At 70.4% G+C, this 15,891-nt stretch carries 18 protein-coding genes and 1 tRNA gene; 11 read left to right on the top strand and 8 right to left on the bottom strand.

Going from position 1 to position 15,891, the window contains the following annotated elements:
- Positions 1 to 108: 108 nt before the first annotated feature.
- A tRNA-Met gene (locus AOK17_RS37180) sits at positions 109 to 182 on the top strand.
- A 132-nt stretch (positions 183 to 314) separates the two neighbouring features.
- Here the strand turns inward: AOK17_RS37180 and AOK17_RS37175 are convergent.
- Positions 315 to 731, bottom strand: coding sequence for a Fur family transcriptional regulator (locus AOK17_RS37175; protein ID WP_055617016.1), 417 nt, complete (start codon positions 729 to 731; stop codon positions 315 to 317).
- 148 nt (positions 732 to 879) lie between these two features.
- Between AOK17_RS37175 and AOK17_RS37170 the strand changes: the two genes are divergently transcribed.
- Entirely contained in the window at positions 880 to 2,352 is a 1,473-nt protein-coding gene (locus AOK17_RS37170; protein WP_055617019.1) for a catalase, read from the top strand.
- A gap of 148 nt (positions 2,353 to 2,500) precedes the next feature.
- On the opposite strand, the gene AOK17_RS37165 is transcribed toward AOK17_RS37170, so the two are convergent.
- On the bottom strand, positions 2,501 to 2,893 hold the full coding sequence (locus AOK17_RS37165) for a CBS domain-containing protein (RefSeq protein ID WP_055617015.1): 393 nt from the start codon (positions 2,891 to 2,893) through the stop codon (positions 2,501 to 2,503).
- 164 nt (positions 2,894 to 3,057) lie between these two features.
- The gene (gene hisN / locus AOK17_RS37160; RefSeq protein ID WP_055617014.1) at positions 3,058 to 3,858 is read right to left on the bottom strand and encodes a histidinol-phosphatase; all 801 of its coding nucleotides are present in this window, start codon (positions 3,856 to 3,858) and stop codon (positions 3,058 to 3,060) included.
- A 251-nt stretch (positions 3,859 to 4,109) separates the two neighbouring features.
- Between hisN and AOK17_RS37155 the strand changes: the two genes are divergently transcribed.
- Entirely contained in the window at positions 4,110 to 4,721 is a 612-nt protein-coding gene (locus AOK17_RS37155; protein ID WP_055617013.1) for a TetR/AcrR family transcriptional regulator, read from the top strand.
- 36 nt (positions 4,722 to 4,757) lie between these two features.
- On the opposite strand, the gene AOK17_RS37150 is transcribed toward AOK17_RS37155, so the two are convergent.
- From AOK17_RS37150 to AOK17_RS37135, 4 genes are all read right to left on the bottom strand, one after another.
- A complete protein-coding gene (locus AOK17_RS37150; protein WP_055617012.1) occupies positions 4,758 to 5,081 on the bottom strand; it encodes a DMT family transporter in 324 nt (107 codons plus the stop codon).
- Between the two features lie 166 nt (positions 5,082 to 5,247).
- Positions 5,248 to 6,258 carry a ribosome small subunit-dependent GTPase A gene (rsgA, locus tag AOK17_RS37145; protein ID WP_055617011.1) on the bottom strand — a complete coding sequence of 337 codons (1,011 nt, stop codon included), beginning with the start codon at positions 6,256 to 6,258 and terminating at the stop codon, positions 5,248 to 5,250.
- Positions 6,259 to 6,274: 16 nt separating this feature from the next.
- Positions 6,275 to 7,591, bottom strand: a complete 1,317-nt coding sequence (aroA, locus tag AOK17_RS37140) for a 3-phosphoshikimate 1-carboxyvinyltransferase (protein WP_055617010.1) — start codon at positions 7,589 to 7,591, stop codon at positions 6,275 to 6,277.
- 128 nt (positions 7,592 to 7,719) lie between these two features.
- Positions 7,720 to 8,442 (bottom strand): M50 family metallopeptidase, encoded by a 723-nt coding sequence (locus tag AOK17_RS37135; RefSeq protein ID WP_055617009.1) that lies wholly within the window; start codon positions 8,440 to 8,442, stop codon positions 7,720 to 7,722.
- Positions 8,443 to 8,492: 50 nt separating this feature from the next.
- Here AOK17_RS37135 and AOK17_RS37130 point away from each other — a divergent pair, with 50 nt between their 5' ends.
- The 4 genes from AOK17_RS37130 to rsrA all read left to right on the top strand — a co-directional run bounded on the left by AOK17_RS37130 (position 8,493) and on the right by rsrA (position 11,275).
- A complete protein-coding gene (locus AOK17_RS37130; RefSeq protein ID WP_055617008.1) occupies positions 8,493 to 9,308 on the top strand; it encodes an SOS response-associated peptidase in 816 nt (271 codons plus the stop codon).
- Positions 9,309 to 9,321: 13 nt separating this feature from the next.
- Positions 9,322 to 9,999, top strand: coding sequence for an alpha/beta hydrolase family protein (locus tag AOK17_RS37125; protein WP_425424667.1), 678 nt, complete (start codon positions 9,322 to 9,324; stop codon positions 9,997 to 9,999).
- A 281-nt stretch (positions 10,000 to 10,280) separates the two neighbouring features.
- Positions 10,281 to 10,961, top strand: coding sequence for an RNA polymerase sigma factor SigR (gene sigR, locus AOK17_RS37120; protein ID WP_055617007.1), 681 nt, complete (start codon positions 10,281 to 10,283; stop codon positions 10,959 to 10,961).
- A complete protein-coding gene (gene rsrA, locus AOK17_RS37115; protein WP_055617006.1) occupies positions 10,958 to 11,275 on the top strand; it encodes a mycothiol system anti-sigma-R factor in 318 nt (105 codons plus the stop codon). The genes sigR and rsrA overlap by 4 nt, the downstream gene beginning before the upstream one ends.
- 138 nt (positions 11,276 to 11,413) lie before the next feature.
- Here rsrA and AOK17_RS37110 read toward each other — a convergent pair whose 3' ends face one another.
- Positions 11,414 to 11,779, bottom strand: coding sequence for a hypothetical protein (locus AOK17_RS37110; protein WP_055617005.1), 366 nt, complete (start codon positions 11,777 to 11,779; stop codon positions 11,414 to 11,416).
- A gap of 160 nt (positions 11,780 to 11,939) precedes the next feature.
- Between AOK17_RS37110 and AOK17_RS37105 the strand changes: the two genes are divergently transcribed.
- The 4 genes from AOK17_RS37105 (at position 11,940) to AOK17_RS37090 (ending at position 15,855) form a co-directional block, all read left to right on the top strand.
- Positions 11,940 to 12,305 carry a hypothetical protein gene (locus AOK17_RS37105; RefSeq protein ID WP_245697614.1) on the top strand — a complete coding sequence of 122 codons (366 nt, stop codon included), beginning with the start codon at positions 11,940 to 11,942 and terminating at the stop codon, positions 12,303 to 12,305.
- The gene (locus tag AOK17_RS37100; RefSeq protein ID WP_063997345.1) at positions 12,302 to 13,246 is read left to right on the top strand and encodes a DUF4388 domain-containing protein; all 945 of its coding nucleotides are present in this window, start codon (positions 12,302 to 12,304) and stop codon (positions 13,244 to 13,246) included. The genes AOK17_RS37105 and AOK17_RS37100 overlap by 4 nt, the downstream gene beginning before the upstream one ends.
- A 528-nt stretch (positions 13,247 to 13,774) precedes the next feature.
- Entirely contained in the window at positions 13,775 to 14,164 is a 390-nt protein-coding gene (locus tag AOK17_RS37095) for a roadblock/LC7 domain-containing protein (protein ID WP_055617004.1), read from the top strand.
- Positions 14,165 to 14,460: 296 nt separating this feature from the next.
- The gene (locus AOK17_RS37090; protein WP_055617003.1) at positions 14,461 to 15,855 is read left to right on the top strand and encodes an HD-GYP domain-containing protein; all 1,395 of its coding nucleotides are present in this window, start codon (positions 14,461 to 14,463) and stop codon (positions 15,853 to 15,855) included.
- The last annotated feature ends 36 nt before the right edge of the window (positions 15,856 to 15,891 follow it).

Raw genomic sequence — 15,891 nt, 5'->3', positions numbered from 1 at the left:
ACGCCGGACGGGCTGAAGGTGTCGGCCGGGCTGTGAAGGTGCTCCATCAAGGGCGCAGGGAACTGATTTGCACTGGTCGGCGCCGGTGACGTACTGTTCAGACATCGCCGCGGGGTGGAGCAGCTCGGTAGCTCGCTGGGCTCATAACCCAGAGGTCGCAGGTTCAAATCCTGTCCCCGCTACTGAAGGCCGAAGGCCCGGAACCATTGGTTCCGGGCCTTCGGTGTGTTCGGGGGCGAGAAGGAAGAGCGCGGGGATGTCGAAAGCCCCGGCCTTCTTGTGGCCGGGGCTTCGGGGGAGTGTAGGGCGGGGCGTCAGGCGGTCGCGCAGTTCGGGCATACGCCGCGGTACGTCACCTCGACGCCCGAGACCGTGAAGCCGAAGCGCTCGGAGTCGGGGAGGTCCGCCAGCGGATTGCCGCCCGGGTGGACGTCCTTGATCGCGCCGCACTGGGCGCAGACCAGGTGGTGGTGCGGACTGTGCGCGTTCGGGTCGTACCGCTTCGCGCGCTTGTCCGTGGCGACTTCCAGCACCTCGCCGAGTGAGACCAGCTCACCCAGGGTGTTGTAGACGGTCGCCCGGGAGATCTCGGGCAGCTTGGCCACGGCCCTCGCATGGACCTCGTCGGCCGTCAGATGGACGTGATCGCCGTCGAGGACCTCGGCCACGACGCGCCGCTGCGCGGTCATGCGCCAGCCGCGTCCGCGCAGTCGTTCCAACAGGTCGCTCATATCACCAAGCCTAACAGCTAGCAGGCCCAGTTTCCGAACGGGTGTGACTTTGGAGCTCTCCTTGACTTAGACATTGTCTATTGTAGGATCGAGTTCGGTTCTGGCTGAGGGGGCGAGGTCAGCAGAGACCGGCAGGGATCAGCGAGGAATACCGCAGGAGGCGTACGTGACTCAGGGACCGCTTACGACGGAGGCCGGCGCGCCGGTGGCCGACAACCAGAACAGCGAGACCGCGGGGATCGGCGGCCCTGTTCTCGTCCAGGACCAGCTCCTCCTGGAGAAGCTCGCCCACTTCAACCGCGAGCGCATCCCGGAGCGTGTGGTGCACGCCCGCGGCGCCGGCGCCTACGGCACCTTCACCGTGACCGCCGATGTCAGCCGGTACACGCGCGCCCACTTCCTCTCCGAGGTCGGCAGGCGGACCGAGACCTTTCTGCGCTTCTCCACCGTGGCCGGCAACCTCGGTTCGGCCGACGCCGTCCGTGACCCGCGCGGCTGGGCGCTGAAGTTCTACACCGAGGAGGGCAACTACGACCTCGTCGGCAACAACACCCCGGTGTTCTTCGTCAAGGACGCCATCAAGTTCCCCGACTTCATCCACACGCAGAAGCGCGACCCGTACACGGGCTCCCAGGAGGCCGACAACGTCTGGGACTTCTGGGGGCTCAGCCCGGAGAGCACCCACCAGGTGACCTGGCTCTTCGGCGACCGCGGCATCCCCGCCTCGTACCGCCACATGAACGGGTACGGCTCGCACACCTACCAGTGGAACAACGAGGCCGGCGAGGTCTTCTGGGTCAAGTACCACTTCAAGACCGACCAGGGCATCAAGAACCTCACCTCGGCGGAGGCCGCGAGGATCGCCGGCGAGGACGCCGACTCGCACCAGCGCGATCTGCGCGAGTCGATCGAGCGCGGCGACTTCCCGACCTGGACCGTGCAGGTGCAGATCATGCCGGCGGCCGACGCGGCGACGTACCGCTTCAATCCGTTCGACCTCACCAAGGTGTGGCCGCACGAGGACTACCCGCCGATCGAGATCGGCAGGCTGGAGCTCGACCGCAACCCGGAGAACGTCTTCGCCGAGGTCGAGCAGAGCGTCTTCTCGCCCGCGCACTTCGTGCCGGGCATCGGGCCCTCGCCCGACAAGATGCTCCAGGGCCGCCTGTTCGCGTACGGCGACGCCCACCGCTACCGCGTCGGCGTCAACGCCGACCACCTGCCGGTGAACCGTCCGCACGCCACCGAGGCGCGTACGCACTCCCGTGACGGTTTCCTGTACGACGGCCGCCACAAGGGTGCCAAGAACTACGAGCCGAACAGCTTCGGCGGCCCGTTCCAGACGGAACGGCCACTGTGGCAGGCGACCGCGAACTTCACGGCCGGCACCGGCAACCACGAGGCCCCGGTCCACTCCGAGGACGACGACTTCGTGCAGGCGGGCAACCTCTACCGCCTGATGTCCGAGGACGAGAAGGGCCGGCTGATCGACAACCTCGCGGGCTTCATCGCCAAGGTCTCGCGCGACGACATCGCCGAGCGCGCGATCGACAACTTCCGTCAGGCCGACGGAGACTTCGGCAAGCGGCTGGAAGCCGCGGTCCAGGCCCTGCGCGGCTGACGCCAGCACTGGAACGCTTGTCGTGGAAGAGCGGGCCGGATCTCCCGTACCGGAGATCCGGCCCGTTCGCTGTCCGAGTCGTTCGGGTCCCCGGCCGTGCTCAAGGAGAGCCGGGTTGACGTAGAGCCGGGTCGAAGCAGAGCTGCGCTCAGGCCGGGGCGTGCTGTCGCAGCGGTGCCCAGCAGCGGATGATGTCGCGGACCGAGACGATGCCGACCGGCTCGCCGCGGTCGAGGACGACGAGGTGGCGGAAACCGCCGTGGGTCATGGCGAGCGACGCCTCCTCCAGCGTCCAGGTCGGGGCGGCGAACACCACGTCGGTGGTCGTGTGGGCGTGGGCCCGCTCGGCGTCCGGGCTCTGGCCCAGGCCTACGGAGTTGAGGATGTCGCGCTCGGTGAGGATACCGAGCCCGCCTTCGTCGGGGTCGAGAACCACGGCCGCTCCCACGCGGCGTGCGGACATCAGCGCGGCGGCCTGCCGGAGGGTGTGAGCGGGTCCGATGGTGAGGACCACCGTGCTCATGGCGTCGCGGACGAGCATGGACGGAGCCACCTCCTAGGAATCCGTTAGTTAACGGATTCACAAGTTCACAAGTGGGGGGACTCTCAGAGTCGCAGTTAAAGAGACGGTCAACAAGAGGGCGCGTGCAGGCGATATTTGGGGCGCATTCTCGTCTGTCGGTGCCTCAACTGCCCCCGGGCGCCTCAGTAGCGCTGGTTCAGATAACCCAGCAGCTCGTCGTGGAGGATGCCGTTCGACGCGGCCGCGTTTCCGCTGTGCGGGCCCGGGCGGCCGTCGAGGCCGGTGAAGGAGCCGCCCGCCTCGGTCACGACGATCGCGGTCGCCGCCATGTCCCACAGCGACAGTTCGGGCTCCGCGCAGATGTCGACCGAGCCCTCGGCGACCATCATGTACGGCCAGAAGTCGCCGTACGCGCGCGTGCGCCACACCTCGCGGGTCAGGTCGAGGAAGCCGTCGAGCAGGCTGCGCTCCTCCCAGCCGCTCAGCGAGGAGTACGCGAAGGACGCGTCCCGCATCCGCGAGACCTGGGAGACCTTGAGCCGGGACGCGGACGACAGGCTGCGGCCGGTGAACGCGCCGTGGCCCTTCGCCGCCCACCAGCGGCGGCTCAGCGCGGGCGCGGAGACCACGCCGACGACCGGCTGGTAGCCGCCCTCGCTCGCCTCCATCAGCGCGATGAGCGTGGCCCAGACGGGTACGCCGCGTACGTAGTTCTTGGTGCCGTCGATCGGGTCGATCACCCAGCGGCGGGGGCCGGTGCCCTCGACGCCGTACTCCTCGCCGAGGATCGCGTCCCGCGGCCGTGCCCGTTGGAGGTGGCCGCGGATCAGCTCCTCGGCGGCCTTGTCGGCCTCGCTCACCGGAGTCATGTCCGGCTTGGTCTCGACCTTGAGGTCGAGCGCCTTGAACCGGTCCATCGTCGCGGCGTCGGCGGCGTCCGCCAGGACATGGGCGAGGCGCAGGTCATCGCGATAGTCGGGCATGAGCGAACCGTATCTTCCGGGTCGCTCCGCGGGGAACGGGGGGAGACCGGGGGTTGTGTTACAGGTACGGGTCGGATGCGGCCGGTCGCGCCCCGCCGCAGCCGGTCGCACCCCGCGACGAGCCGCGGTTCGGCACAGTCGCGCGCCCCTTGGCGGCGCTTGGCGCCCCCTGGTCGTGTCGCGAACCCTTGACAGTGCCTCCGTGCGCGTCAACTCTGAAGCGCAGAGCCGATCGCCCTCGGGAGGCGACGATGCCTGCAGCGCGGGAATCCCTACTGGACGCCGCCCACACGGCGCTCGGACGCCGTCCGTGGTCCACCGTGCGGATGGTCGACGTGGCCGCCGCGGCCGGGGTTTCCCGGCAGACCCTCTACAACGAGTTCGGGAGCAAGGACGGGCTCGCGCGTGCGCTCGTACGGCGGGAGGCCGACGCGTATCTCGCGGGGGTCGAGCGGGCTCTCGTGAGCCGTTCGGAGCCTCGGGAGCGGCTGGCCGCGGCGGCGGAGTGGACGGTGTCGGCGGCCCGGGGCAACGCGCTGGTGCGGGCGATGCTCACGGGGTGCTGGGCGGAGCGGCTGCCCTCGCCCACCCTGTCCGCGGTGCCGTCCTCGTCGGCCGTGCCCGCTCAGCGGAGGGCCGATGGGCCGTTGCCGTCGCCGGGGGACTTCGTGGGACTGGTGCGGGACCGGGCCGTCGCGTCGCTGGCCGTGCCGGGTGCGTCGAAGTCCGAGGCCTCGGAGTTGGCCCGGGCCTGTGAACTCGTGGTGCGGCTGGGGGTGTCGTGCGTGCTCGCCCCTGCCGGGGAGGGCGGTACGGCGGGGATGGTTCGGGACGCCTTGACGACTGTGCGGTCGGTGAGTTGATGCGGCTGAGGGTGGGCGCAGACAGGTGGCCTGTTCCTAGTGGGACGAGCCCGACAGCTGCAGGCCGATGACTCCTATGATCACCAGGGAGATCGAGATGATCTTCAGGGTCGAGACCAGGTCGTCGAGGAAGATCATGCCGTAGATGGCGGTGCCGGCGGCGCCGATGCCCGTCCAGACCGCGTAGGCCGGGCCCACATCGAGTTTCTTGAGCGACAGGGTGAGGAGACCGAAGCTGCCCAGGGCGAAAACGCAGAAGGCCACTGTGGGCCAGAGTCTCGTGAAGCCGTGGGAGAGCTTGAGGCAGACGGCGAAGCCCGTCTCCAGGAGCCCCGCAACGACAACCAGCAGCCACGCCATGTGATGCCCTCCCACGCTCCGTGACCGCTTCGTCTCGCTTGCATCCCGCTTGGTGCGATTATGCCTTTACCGTCGCAGCGGGGATGCAAACAACACTGAGGTCAAACGGAGATCGGTCGGGATCGCTCCGAGATCGGCCGGAAGCCGGCCGGAGATGAGCCGGAGATCAGTCCCCCTCGCGCCGTTCGCGCGTGGAGAGCAGCCGGCGCAGCGAGTAGAGGCGGGCCGGGTCCGCGTGCCCCTCGGCCACCCACGCGTCCAGTGCGCAGTCCGGTTCGTCGTGGCTGCAGGCGCGTGGACAGCCCTCGGTGCCGGGCTCCAGGTCCGGGAAGGCCTTGATGACGCGGGACGGGTCCACGTGGTGCAGGCCGAAGGACCGTACGCCCGGCGTGTCGACGACCCAGCCGTCGTTGTCGGGCAGGGGGATCGCCCGTGCCGACGTCGTGGTGTGCCGGCCGCGGCCGGTGACCGCGTTGACCACGCCCGTGGAGCGCCGCCGCTCCCGCGACACGAGGGCGTTGACGAGTGTCGTCTTGCCGACGCCCGAGTGACCCACGAACGCCGTGATCTTGCCGTCCAGCTGCTTGTGCACGCGGTCCAGCGCCTCGCCGCTCTCCAGCTCCTGACGGCTCGTCACGACATACGGGACGCCCAACGCCCCGTACATCTCCAGGAGTTCGTCGGGCGGGGCCAGGTCCGACTTCGTCAGGACCAGCAGGGGGTCCAGGCCGCCGTCGTACGCCGCCACCAGACAGCGGTCGATGAGGCGCGGGCGGGGCTCGGGGTCGGCCAGGGCCGTGACGATGGCCAGCTGGTCGGCGTTGGCGACGACCACACGCTCGTACGGATCGTCGTCGTCGGCCGTGCGGCGCAGCACCGAGGTGCGCGGCTCGATGCGGACGATGCGGGCGAGGGTGTCCTTCTCGCCGGACAGGTCGCCGACGATGGCTACCCGGTCGCCGACGACCGCGGCCTTGCGGCCCAGTTCGCGGGCCTTCATCGCCATGACGACCCGGTCGTCCACCAGACAGGTCAGACGGCCCCGGTCGACGGTGACGACCATGCCCTCGACCGCCTCCTCGTGCTTGGGGCGGATGTTCGTACGAGGCCGGTTGCCCTTGCGGTTCGGGCGCTGGCGGATGTCGTCCTCGTCGGTGTGCTTGCCGTAACGGCGCATGATCCTGGTCCGCCCGTCAGTTCCCGAGCATTCCGGTCCACAGATCGGGGAAGTCCGGGAGGGTCTTCGCCGTCGTCGCCACGTTCTCGATCTGTACGTCGTCGACCGCGAGGCCGATGATCGCGCCCGCGGTGGCCATGCGGTGGTCGTCGTAGGTGTGGAAGACCCCGCCGTGCAGCGCGCGCGGGCGGATGTGGAGGCCGTCCGCGGTCTCGGTGACGTCGCCGCCCAGTTCGTTGATCTCCTTGGTGAGCGCGGCCAGCCGGTCCGTCTCGTGCAGGCGCAGATGGGCCACGCCGCGCAGGGTGGAGGGGGAGTCGGCGAGGGCCGCGACCGCCGCGATGCCCGGGGTCAGTTCGCCGACCTCGCCCAGGTCCACGTCGATGCCGTGGATCGAGCCGGAACCGGTGAACTCCAGGCCCCGGTCGGTCAGTTCGCAGGAACCGCCCATCTCGGTGAAGATCTCACGCAGCTTGTCGCCGGGCTGGGTGGTGCGCAGCGGCCAGTCCGGGATGACGACCCGGCCGCCGGTGACCAGGGCGGACGCCAGGAAGGGCTGGGCATTCGACAGGTCCGGCTCGACGGTGAGGTCGCGGCCGAGGAGCGCGCCCGGTGTGACCCGCCAGACGTTCGGTTCGCCGCCCGACTCCGGGGTGTCCACCTGGGCACCGATCGAGCGCAGCATGTCGACGGTCATCCGGATGTGCGGCATGGAGGGGAGCCTGGAGCCCGTGTGCCGTACCTCCACGCCCTGGTTGAAGCGCGGGCCGGACAGCAGGAGCGCCGAGACGAACTGGGACGACGAGGACGCGTCGATCTCCACCGGGCCGCCCTCCAGCGCCCCGGAGCCGTGCACGGTCAGCGGCAGCGCGCCGCGGCTGTCGTCGTCGATACGGGCGCCGAGGGCACGCAGCGCGTCGATCACTCCGTGCAGGGGGCGCTCGTACGAACGCGGGTCGCCGTCGAACCGGATGGGGCCGTCCGCGAGGGCGGCGACCGGGGGCAGGAACCGCATCACCGTGCCGGCGTTGCCGACGTCGACCGTCGCCGGGCCGTGCAGGCCCGAGGGGATGACACGCCATGCCTCGCCGGAGCCGTCCGGGCCGACGCCCTCCTCGATGCCCACGCCCATCGCACGCAGGGCGCCGGCCATCAGGAGGGTGTCGCGGGAGCGGAGGGGGCGGCGCAGCCAGCCGGGCTCCGCCGCGAGGGCGGCGAGGACGAGGGCGCGGTTGGTGACCGACTTGGACCCGGGCACGTGGACCGTCGCGTCGACGGCTCCGCTCGCGTGCGGGGCGGGCCAGAGGGCGGTGTGGGCGGCGTTAACGGGCATGCCCTCACTTTAGTGCGGGTTCGCTCTGCTGGGTTTGGCCGGGAACGGGGGTCGCGGGTTGGGTGCGGGTGCGTTGTGGCTGGTCGCGCAGTTCGTCGAGCTCTGAAGACCCCGTTCCGGAGGAGCCTTCACAACCCCAGCAGCCACCTGCCCCCTCCTATCAGCGAGCACAGTGACACCGCGTGGAACAGGAACAGCCACACGCCCGCCGGGACGTGGGTCAGGCGGGAGAGCTGGTCGGCGTCGGAGTCGCCGGCTCCGCCGCGGCTGCGCTTCATCTGGAGTTCGAAGGCCGGGCGGACGCCGCCGAGGAGGAGGAACCAGACGACGGCGTAGGCGAAGGCGGCCTGGACCTGGGGGCCGGCCAGCCAGGAGACCACCACGAACGTGCCGCCGGTGAGGAGGACGGTCAGGGCGCCGTACGCGTTGCGGATCATCACCAGCATCGCCACGAGGAGCAGGGTGGCCAGCCACAGCAGGGCCGTGATGTGGCCCGCGGCCAGCAGCGCGGCGCCGCCGAGGCCGAGCAGCGGGGGAGCGGTGTAGCCCGAGGCCGCCGTGAGGATCATGCCGAGGCCGGTCGGCTTGCCGCGGCTGACGGTGAGGCCGCTGGTGTCCGAGTGCAGCCTGATACCGCTGAGGCTGCGACCGGTGAGCAGTGCCACCAGACCGTGGCCGCCCTCGTGCGCGATGGTGATGGCGTTGCGCGAGAGCCGCCAGACGTTGTGCGGGACGATCACGGCCAGTGCCGCGACCATCGTGGCTATGACCACCCAGGTGTCCGGGTCGGGCTGGCTCCCGAAAACCTCGTCCCAGAGGGAGGCCAGCGAGGTGGCGGCGATGCTGTCCATTGTGGGGTTGGGCTCCCTCGGGTCGTATGGAATCTGGCAGTCTGGCACGTATGTGCGGACGGTATGCAGCGAGTCGTGGACCCGAGGATCTCGCAGGAATCTTTGAGATCGAGAAGTGGGAGCCGGAGGAGGCTCTGGCCCCCGACTTCAACGTGGCTCCCACCAAAGAGGTCTACGCGGTCCTGGACCGTCCTGTTAAGGACGCGGCAGACCCGAAGCCGGTTCGGCAGCTGCGCACGCTGAAGTGGGGCCTCGTCCCGTCCTGGGCGAAGACCCCCGAGGGCGGCGCCCGGATGATCAACGCCCGGGCCGAGACCGTCCACGAGAAGCCCTCGTACCGGCGGGCCTTCGCCACCCGGCGCTGCATCATCCCCGCCGACGGCTATTACGAGTGGGTGACCGGTACCGGCGAGCGCGAGCTGGAGGTCGAGGGCAAGAAGAAGCGGCCCCGCAAGCAGCCGTACTTCGTGCTCCCCGCCGACGGGTCCGTCTTCGCGATGGCCGGGCTGTACGAGTTCTGGCGGGACAAGACGCTGCCCGACGACCATCCGCGGGCCTGGTGGGTGACGTGCTCCGTCATCACCACGGAGGCCGAGACCTCGCCGCTCGCCGCCGGACCGGAGGAGGGGCCGCGCGCGCTGGCCGACATCCACCCGCGTATGCCGCTCATGCTCACCCCGGACCGCTGGGACTCCTGGCTCGACCCGTCCCGTACGGACGTCGAGGACCTGCGCTCCCTGCTCGCGCCGCCGCCGGAGGGGCTGATGCGGGCCTACCCCGTCTCCACGGCCGTGAGCAACGTCCGCAACAACGGGCCGGAGCTGCTGAAGGAGCTGGAGGGGCCCGAAGAGGGCACACTCTTCTGACGTGACGGATCATGTGACGGAGATCATCGAGACCATCGACACCGACGCGGGTACGGCCCGCGTCACCTGGCACCGGGCGAGGAAGGCACGGCTGGTGCTGGCCGTCGGTCATGGCGCCGGCGGCGGGATCGAGGCGCGGGACCTGCGGGCGCTCGCCGCCGAGTTGCCCGGGCACGGTGTGAGCGTGGCCCTCGTCGAGCAGCCCTGGCGGGTGGCGGGCAAGAAGGTCGCGCCCGCGCCGAAGACGCTGGACGTGGGATGGCGGGGCGTCTGGCCGCTCCTGGCGAAGCCAGGCCTGCCCGTGATCGCGGGCGGACGCAGCGCCGGAGCCCGCGTCGCCTGCCGCACCGCCACCGAACTCGGCGCCCACGCCGTCCTCGCGCTCAGCTTCCCCCTTCACCCGCCGGGCAAGCCGGAGAAGTCCCGCGCCGGCGAACTGCTCGGAGCCGGGGTGCCCACGCTCGTCGTCCAGGGCGGCAACGACCCGTTCGGCAGACCTGAGGAGTTCCCGGAGGGCTCGTACGAGTCTCCGGAGGGCGTGTACGAGTCCCCGGAGGACGCGTACGAGATGGTCGAGGTGCCGTACGGCGATCATGGCTTCGCCGTGCCGAAGCGTGCCCCTCTCGACCAGGACCAGGCCCTGAAGATCATCACCGATGGCGTACTGAAATGGACCTCGTCACTCGGGTGACGAGTGGACCTCATCACTCGGGTGACCCCCGGGAATGCTGAGCCCCGGGCCACTGTTGTGCGGATCAGACGGCACGACACGTGCTGTGAGAAGTCGCATGAGAGGAAGTCCGCCGCATGGGTTCGACCATCTGCCCGAGCCGTAGCAGCAGCGCTGACCTGGAGTGGTCTGTTCTGCATGCGGCAAAGACCACCCCTATTCGGGCGGCGGCCGGGCCGGATCGTCGTCTATCCTCCGATTCTGGTGGGTCCGGTTTCGGTCCTGCCCAGACTCTGGAGGAGGTGGGTCCGGTCACAGGGACCGACGCAGGGACCGAAAACGGCCAGGCGGAGCAGCCCGAGGGCCCGGGCAGCGGCGAGTCGACCGCCGAGCGCAGTGCGCGCTTCGAGCGGGACGCGCTGGAGTTCCTCGACCAGATGTACTCGGCCGCGCTGCGCATGACGCGGAACCCGGCCGACGCCGAAGACCTGGTGCAGGAGACGTACGCGAAGGCGTATGCGTCCTTCCACCAGTTCCGTGAGGGCACCAACCTCAAGGCGTGGCTGTACAGGATCCTCACCAACACCTTCATCAACTCGTATCGCAAGAAGCAGCGCGAGCCCCAGCGGTCGGCCGCCGAGGAGATCGAGGACTGGCAGCTGGCGCGCGCCGAGTCGCACATGTCGACCGGTCTGCGCTCCGCCGAGTCGCAGGCGCTCGACCACCTGCCCGACTCGGACGTCAAGTCCGCGCTGCAGGCGATCCCCGAGGAATTCCGCATCGCCGTCTATCTCGCTGACGTAGAGGGCTTTGCGTACAAGGAGATCGCGGACATCATGGGGACACCCATCGGTACGGTGATGTCCCGGCTGCACCGGGGCCGTCGCCAGTTGCGCGGCATGCTCGAGGACTACGCGAAGGACCGCGGTCTGGTCCCGGCGGGCGCCGGGGAGTCGGACGGAACGAAAGGCTCGGGCTCATGAGCTGCGGAGAGCCGCACGAGACGGACTGCAGTGAAGTACTCGATCATCTCTACGAGTTCCTCGACCGGGAGATGCCGGATGCCGACTGCACCAAGTTCGAGGTGCACTTCGAGGAGTGCTCCCCGTGCCTGGAGAAGTACGGTCTCGAGCAGGCCGTGAAGAAGCTGGTCAAGCGGTGCTGCGGCCATGACGACGTGCCGACCGACCTTCGGGCGAAGGTCATGGGCCGCATCGAGCTGATCCGCTCGGGCGAGACCGTGCCCGAGCACGACGTCGCTGTCGCCGACATCCGGGGCGCGGCCACCGAGGGCTGACACCGCCCCGGTTCCTGTCTCTGTCTCCGTGCCGCCGGTCCTGACACCGGCCCCGGTCGCCAAGCTGCCCGCGGCCGGACCGGGTCGACCGGTCCGGCAGCGGGCAGCGGGCAGCGGTGTCGGGTGTCCAAGCCCGTTTCAGATCTCCAGGCCGTTCTCGATCCGCTTCAGGCTGTGCCGGGCCAGCGCCAGGTTGCTGCGGGAGCGGTCGAGCGCGAGGTAGAGGAAGAGCGTGCCGCTGCTGCTGCCGAGCGGGCGGATCAGGTGGTACTGCTTGCCCAGCGTGATCAGGATGTCCTCGATGGTGTCGTCCATGGCCAGCGACGCCAGAGTGCGCATCTTCGAGCGCACCACCTCGGTGTTGCCCGCCGCGGCGAGTTCCAGGTCGAGCGACGGCCCGCCGCCGAGCGTGCCGAGCGACATTCCGCTTTCGTAGTCGACGAGGGCGATGCCGATGGCCCCGTCCACGGTCATGGCTTCCTTGAGCGCGGTCTCGATGTTCATGTTGCCCCAATTCCTCAGTGACGCTGACGGTCGTTGCTCGTACAACTACGATCGAACACAAGTGGCTTGTGCGTCACAAAACATCAACTTTGTTACCTGTTGTGTTAGTTGACGTTCAAAGTACTGTGCGACGTTCGGACGTGAAGGGGGAAACGGGGAAATGACAACGGCCGTTGAAGCCTCCCTGGCCCGGCTCCTCGACTCCCCCGGGGTCATCGGTGTCGCCCTGGTCGACGCGGTCACGGGCCTCACCTACGGGGTGGCCGGCGACTCCGAGGAGGCCGCGGGCGGCGCGGAGTGCGCCGAACTCGCCGCGCTCATCGTCGAGCGGCTCGGACAGGCGGGCGCCGAGGGGGAGTTGGAGAGCGTGATCACGACCAGTGCGCGGCGCCATCAGGTGCTGCTCGCGGTGACACGGCCGGCCGGCGACCCCCTGCTGCTGGCGGCGGGCATGGACCGCGAGCGGGCCAACCTGGCGCTCGCCACGCGGAGTCTGGGCGACCGTGTCGCAGAGGTGCTCGCATGACGGGAGCCCCGGCGCGCAATCTGCCCGCGCTTCTGCAGGGGCTGTACGAGGAGGGCTTCACCGGTACGGTGCGGGTCTCCGGCGCCCCGGGCGGAACGATTCATCTGAGGGACGGTCTGATCGGCGCGGTCGAGACACCGGGCGCGCCGACCGCCACCTCGGTCCTGCTCACTCCGGGCCGCATCGACGACGAGGCCTGGCTGGCCGCGTGTGCGGCGGAGCGTGATGTGGACCGGCTGGGCGGGCAGTTGGTCGCCGAGGGCCTGATCGGCGCCGCCGAACTGGAGATCGTGTGCACCGCGGCCGTGTTCGACGCGGCCTTCGCCATGGCGCTCGGTCCGCCCGGCAGCTGGACGCTGAGCGACCCGGAGCCCACTCTCCTCGCCACGCCGGGTGTGGAGCCGAGGCGGCTGACCGAGGAGACCACACGGCGGATGGTGCAGTTGTCCGGTCCGTGGGGGGCGCCGGGAGAACTCGCGCGCGTGCGGCCCACACCGGTCACGGGCTCCGGGCCTGGCCGCTGGCTGCCGCACCGCCATCAGTCCGTACTGAACACCGTCAACGGGCGCCGTACGGCCCGGGACATCGCCTTCACGCTCGGGCGCGGGCTGTACGCGGTCATGCTCGACCTGACCCGGCTGGAGGCTCTGGACCTCGTCCGGTGGGACGCGGGCAGGGAACCCGGTGCCAGGCCGAGCACCGCGCCCCGCGTACTGCCCGAACGGCGCTCTGCGACACCGCAGCCGTCGAGGTCGGGCGCCGGGTCGGGGTCAGCGTCCGGGTTCGGGTCGCAGTCCAAGGCCGAACCACTGCCGAGGCGCAGGCCCGGCGGTGCGTCGAGGGTGGGAGAAGGGCCGGCACGTGAGGGTCCGGCGGGCCAACGGCCCGCGGGGGGAAGCAATGCTTTTGCCGCAGGGAAGGACGGGGGGACGGGGGGGTAGTGAGTTCACGCAGACGTCGGGCAGCGATGCGCCGACGGAGCACGGAGGCCGAAGCGAGGCGGGCCGCGAAACGGCGGACACGAGGACCGGACGCGGACGCCCCAAAGGCGCGGCCCGGGCGCTCCACCGAATCCGGCACTCCGTCGCAGGTTCCACAGGCACCGCAGGGCCAAGAGGTGCCACAGGCACCCCAGGGACAAGAAGCGCCGCAGGCGCAGCAGAACCCGCAGGTGCAACAGGCATCGCCGTCGCGGCCGTTACCGCCGGTCGGGAGACCGCCGCTGCCCGTGCGGGGCGCGGCCTCGCCGTCCGGGGCCGACGGGGACACCGCCGGTGAATCTCCGGGGGCGCAGCCGTTCGTTCTCCCCATGCTCTCGCCCGAGGACCTGGCCGCCGACCAACCTTCCGTCGACATGCTCCGCCGTGTCCGGCGTGGCCTGACGGGACTGCCGGAATCCGACTGACCCCCTTGGCGCGTGCCAATTGGACCGTACCAGGTTTGCATATGCCTTTAGCAAGGAGCTCGTCATGAGTGAACAGCCGCCGCCCAGTCCCCTGACGGAGATCCTGACCTCGCTGCGGGACCGGGTGATGGGGATATCCCAGAGCGTTCTGTCCACGGCGGACGGCCTCCTCGTCGTCCACGACTCGGACTCCGTCCACCCCGAGTCCGTCGCCGCGCTGGCCGCCGCGACGCTCGGGGTGGGGAGGCGGATGGCGGACCAGGCGGGCGTCGGCGCGCTTCGCGAGGTGGTGGCGAGGTGCGGCTCCGGGCACGTCATCGTGATGGCGGTCGGCGACCGGGCGCTGCTGACCGTCATGGGGGACGACGGCCTCGACATCCCCGCGTTCCAGCGCGAGTCACCGGCGACGGTGGAGCAGCTGAGCCGGGCGCTCGCGGCCGATGTGGCGCACTGACGGCTTCGACTTCGACGAGGCTCTGACGGCGTTCTGACGGCGTTCTGACGGCGTTCCGACGGCGGACGCCCTGACGACGCAGCCCCCCGCGTGCACCTGGCTCACTCGAACGGGCGAATCTGCCTCCTGGGCCCGGCGAATCGTTCCATGACTCCCCCGAGCCGTGCCCGGCCGTCCTATCGTCCATGTCCCAGGGCCTGTACGGGGCTTGTGGTCCCAGGTCCTGTACGGGGCCTGTGCCGGAGCCGCCCCGCCCGGTCGGCCGACAGGGGCCGGGCCACAGGGAAGGGGACGCCATGCGGCCGGTTTCGCCGTGGGCGCGTGTCTACGTCGTCTGCACCGCGCTCGGAGCGGCGTGCTGTGCGCTTCCGTTGCCGGCCACGCATGCGCCGTGGGGCGCGGTGGTCCTCTTCGCGGCGCTCTGCGCGGGGTGCGAAGGGCTCGCCGGAAGCCGGTTCGCGGCGGGCCGCACACCCGAGGGCGCCGGGGTGGCCGGGGAACCGGGCGGTTCCCCCAGATGGCACACGCCCGTGATCCTCGCCGCGGCCTTTCTGCTGCCGCCTCCGGCCGCGGCGCTCGTGGCTCTGCCGGGGGCGCTGCTGACCCGGGTCGAGCAGCGGCCCCGGTGGCTGCGCCGGGTGTGGCGGGCCGGGCAGCTCGCGCTCGCGGCATGGGCCGCCTCGTGGGTGCACTGGGCGCTGGACGGGCGGGACGCGGTCCTCTCGTCCCACTTCCCCTACGTCCTCGTGACCGCCGGCGCGGCCGTCGTGGCGTTCTGCCTGGTGCTGACCGTGCTCGACGGCGGGATCCTGGTGCTCGCCGAGCGGGTGCCCGTACGGAGTGCCTGGCGCGGACTCTTCCTCCGCTCGCTCGCCCCCGTCGCCGTGCACGGGCTCGCCGGGCTGATGATGGCGGTGCTCTGGCGCAGTCCGTACGGGCCGGTCTCCGCGTTGCTCGTGCTGTTGCCGATGTACGTGTCGTGGTGGGTGTTCGCCCAGTACCACCGGGAACGGGCCGCCCACCAGGCGACCATCCGGGCGCTCGTGCAGGCCGTCGACATCAAGGACGGGTACACGCGCGGGCACAGCGAGCGGGTGGGGCAGGCCTCGATGGTGATCGCGCGCGAACTGGGCATGGACGACGAGCGGGCCGAGGTGCTCAGGTTCGCCGGGATCCTCCACGACGTGGGCAAACTCGGGGTTCCCACACGGCTGTTGCGCAAGGACGGGCCGCTGACGCCCGAGGAGCGGCGGGTGATCGAACTGCATCCCGAGTACGGGCACGAGATGGTGCGCGGGATCGGGTTTCTGGGGGAGGCCAGGTCGGCGATCCTGCACCACCATGAGCGGCTGGACGGGAGCGGGTATCCGTACGGGCTCAAGGGGGGCCAGATCCCGGAGTTCGCTCGGGTGGTGGCGGTGGCGGACGCCTTCGACGCGATGACGTCCACCCGGTCGTACCGGCGGGCGCGGCCTGTGGTGGCCGCGCTGGAGGAGTTGGAGCGGTGTGCGGGGGCGCAGTTCGATCCGCGGATGGTGGAGGCGCTTGTGCGGGGGCTTGCCCGGCGGGGGTGGCATCCCGTCGTGACGGCCGACGAGACACCGCTGCGCGGCGATCCTCACCCACCCGCTCCGCCCGTTTCCAGCACGCCACCAGGTCAACGCAAAAGCCTCGACGGAACCAGACCATGAGGGCCCCCGGCAACACCTCGCCCCCACAAGCCACCG

The sequence above is a fragment of the Streptomyces phaeochromogenes genome (genome assembly GCF_001418655.1).
Lineage (GTDB): Bacteria > Actinomycetota > Actinomycetes > Streptomycetales > Streptomycetaceae > Streptomyces > Streptomyces phaeochromogenes.
This window is presented reverse-complemented; position numbering and strand designations above follow the sequence as displayed.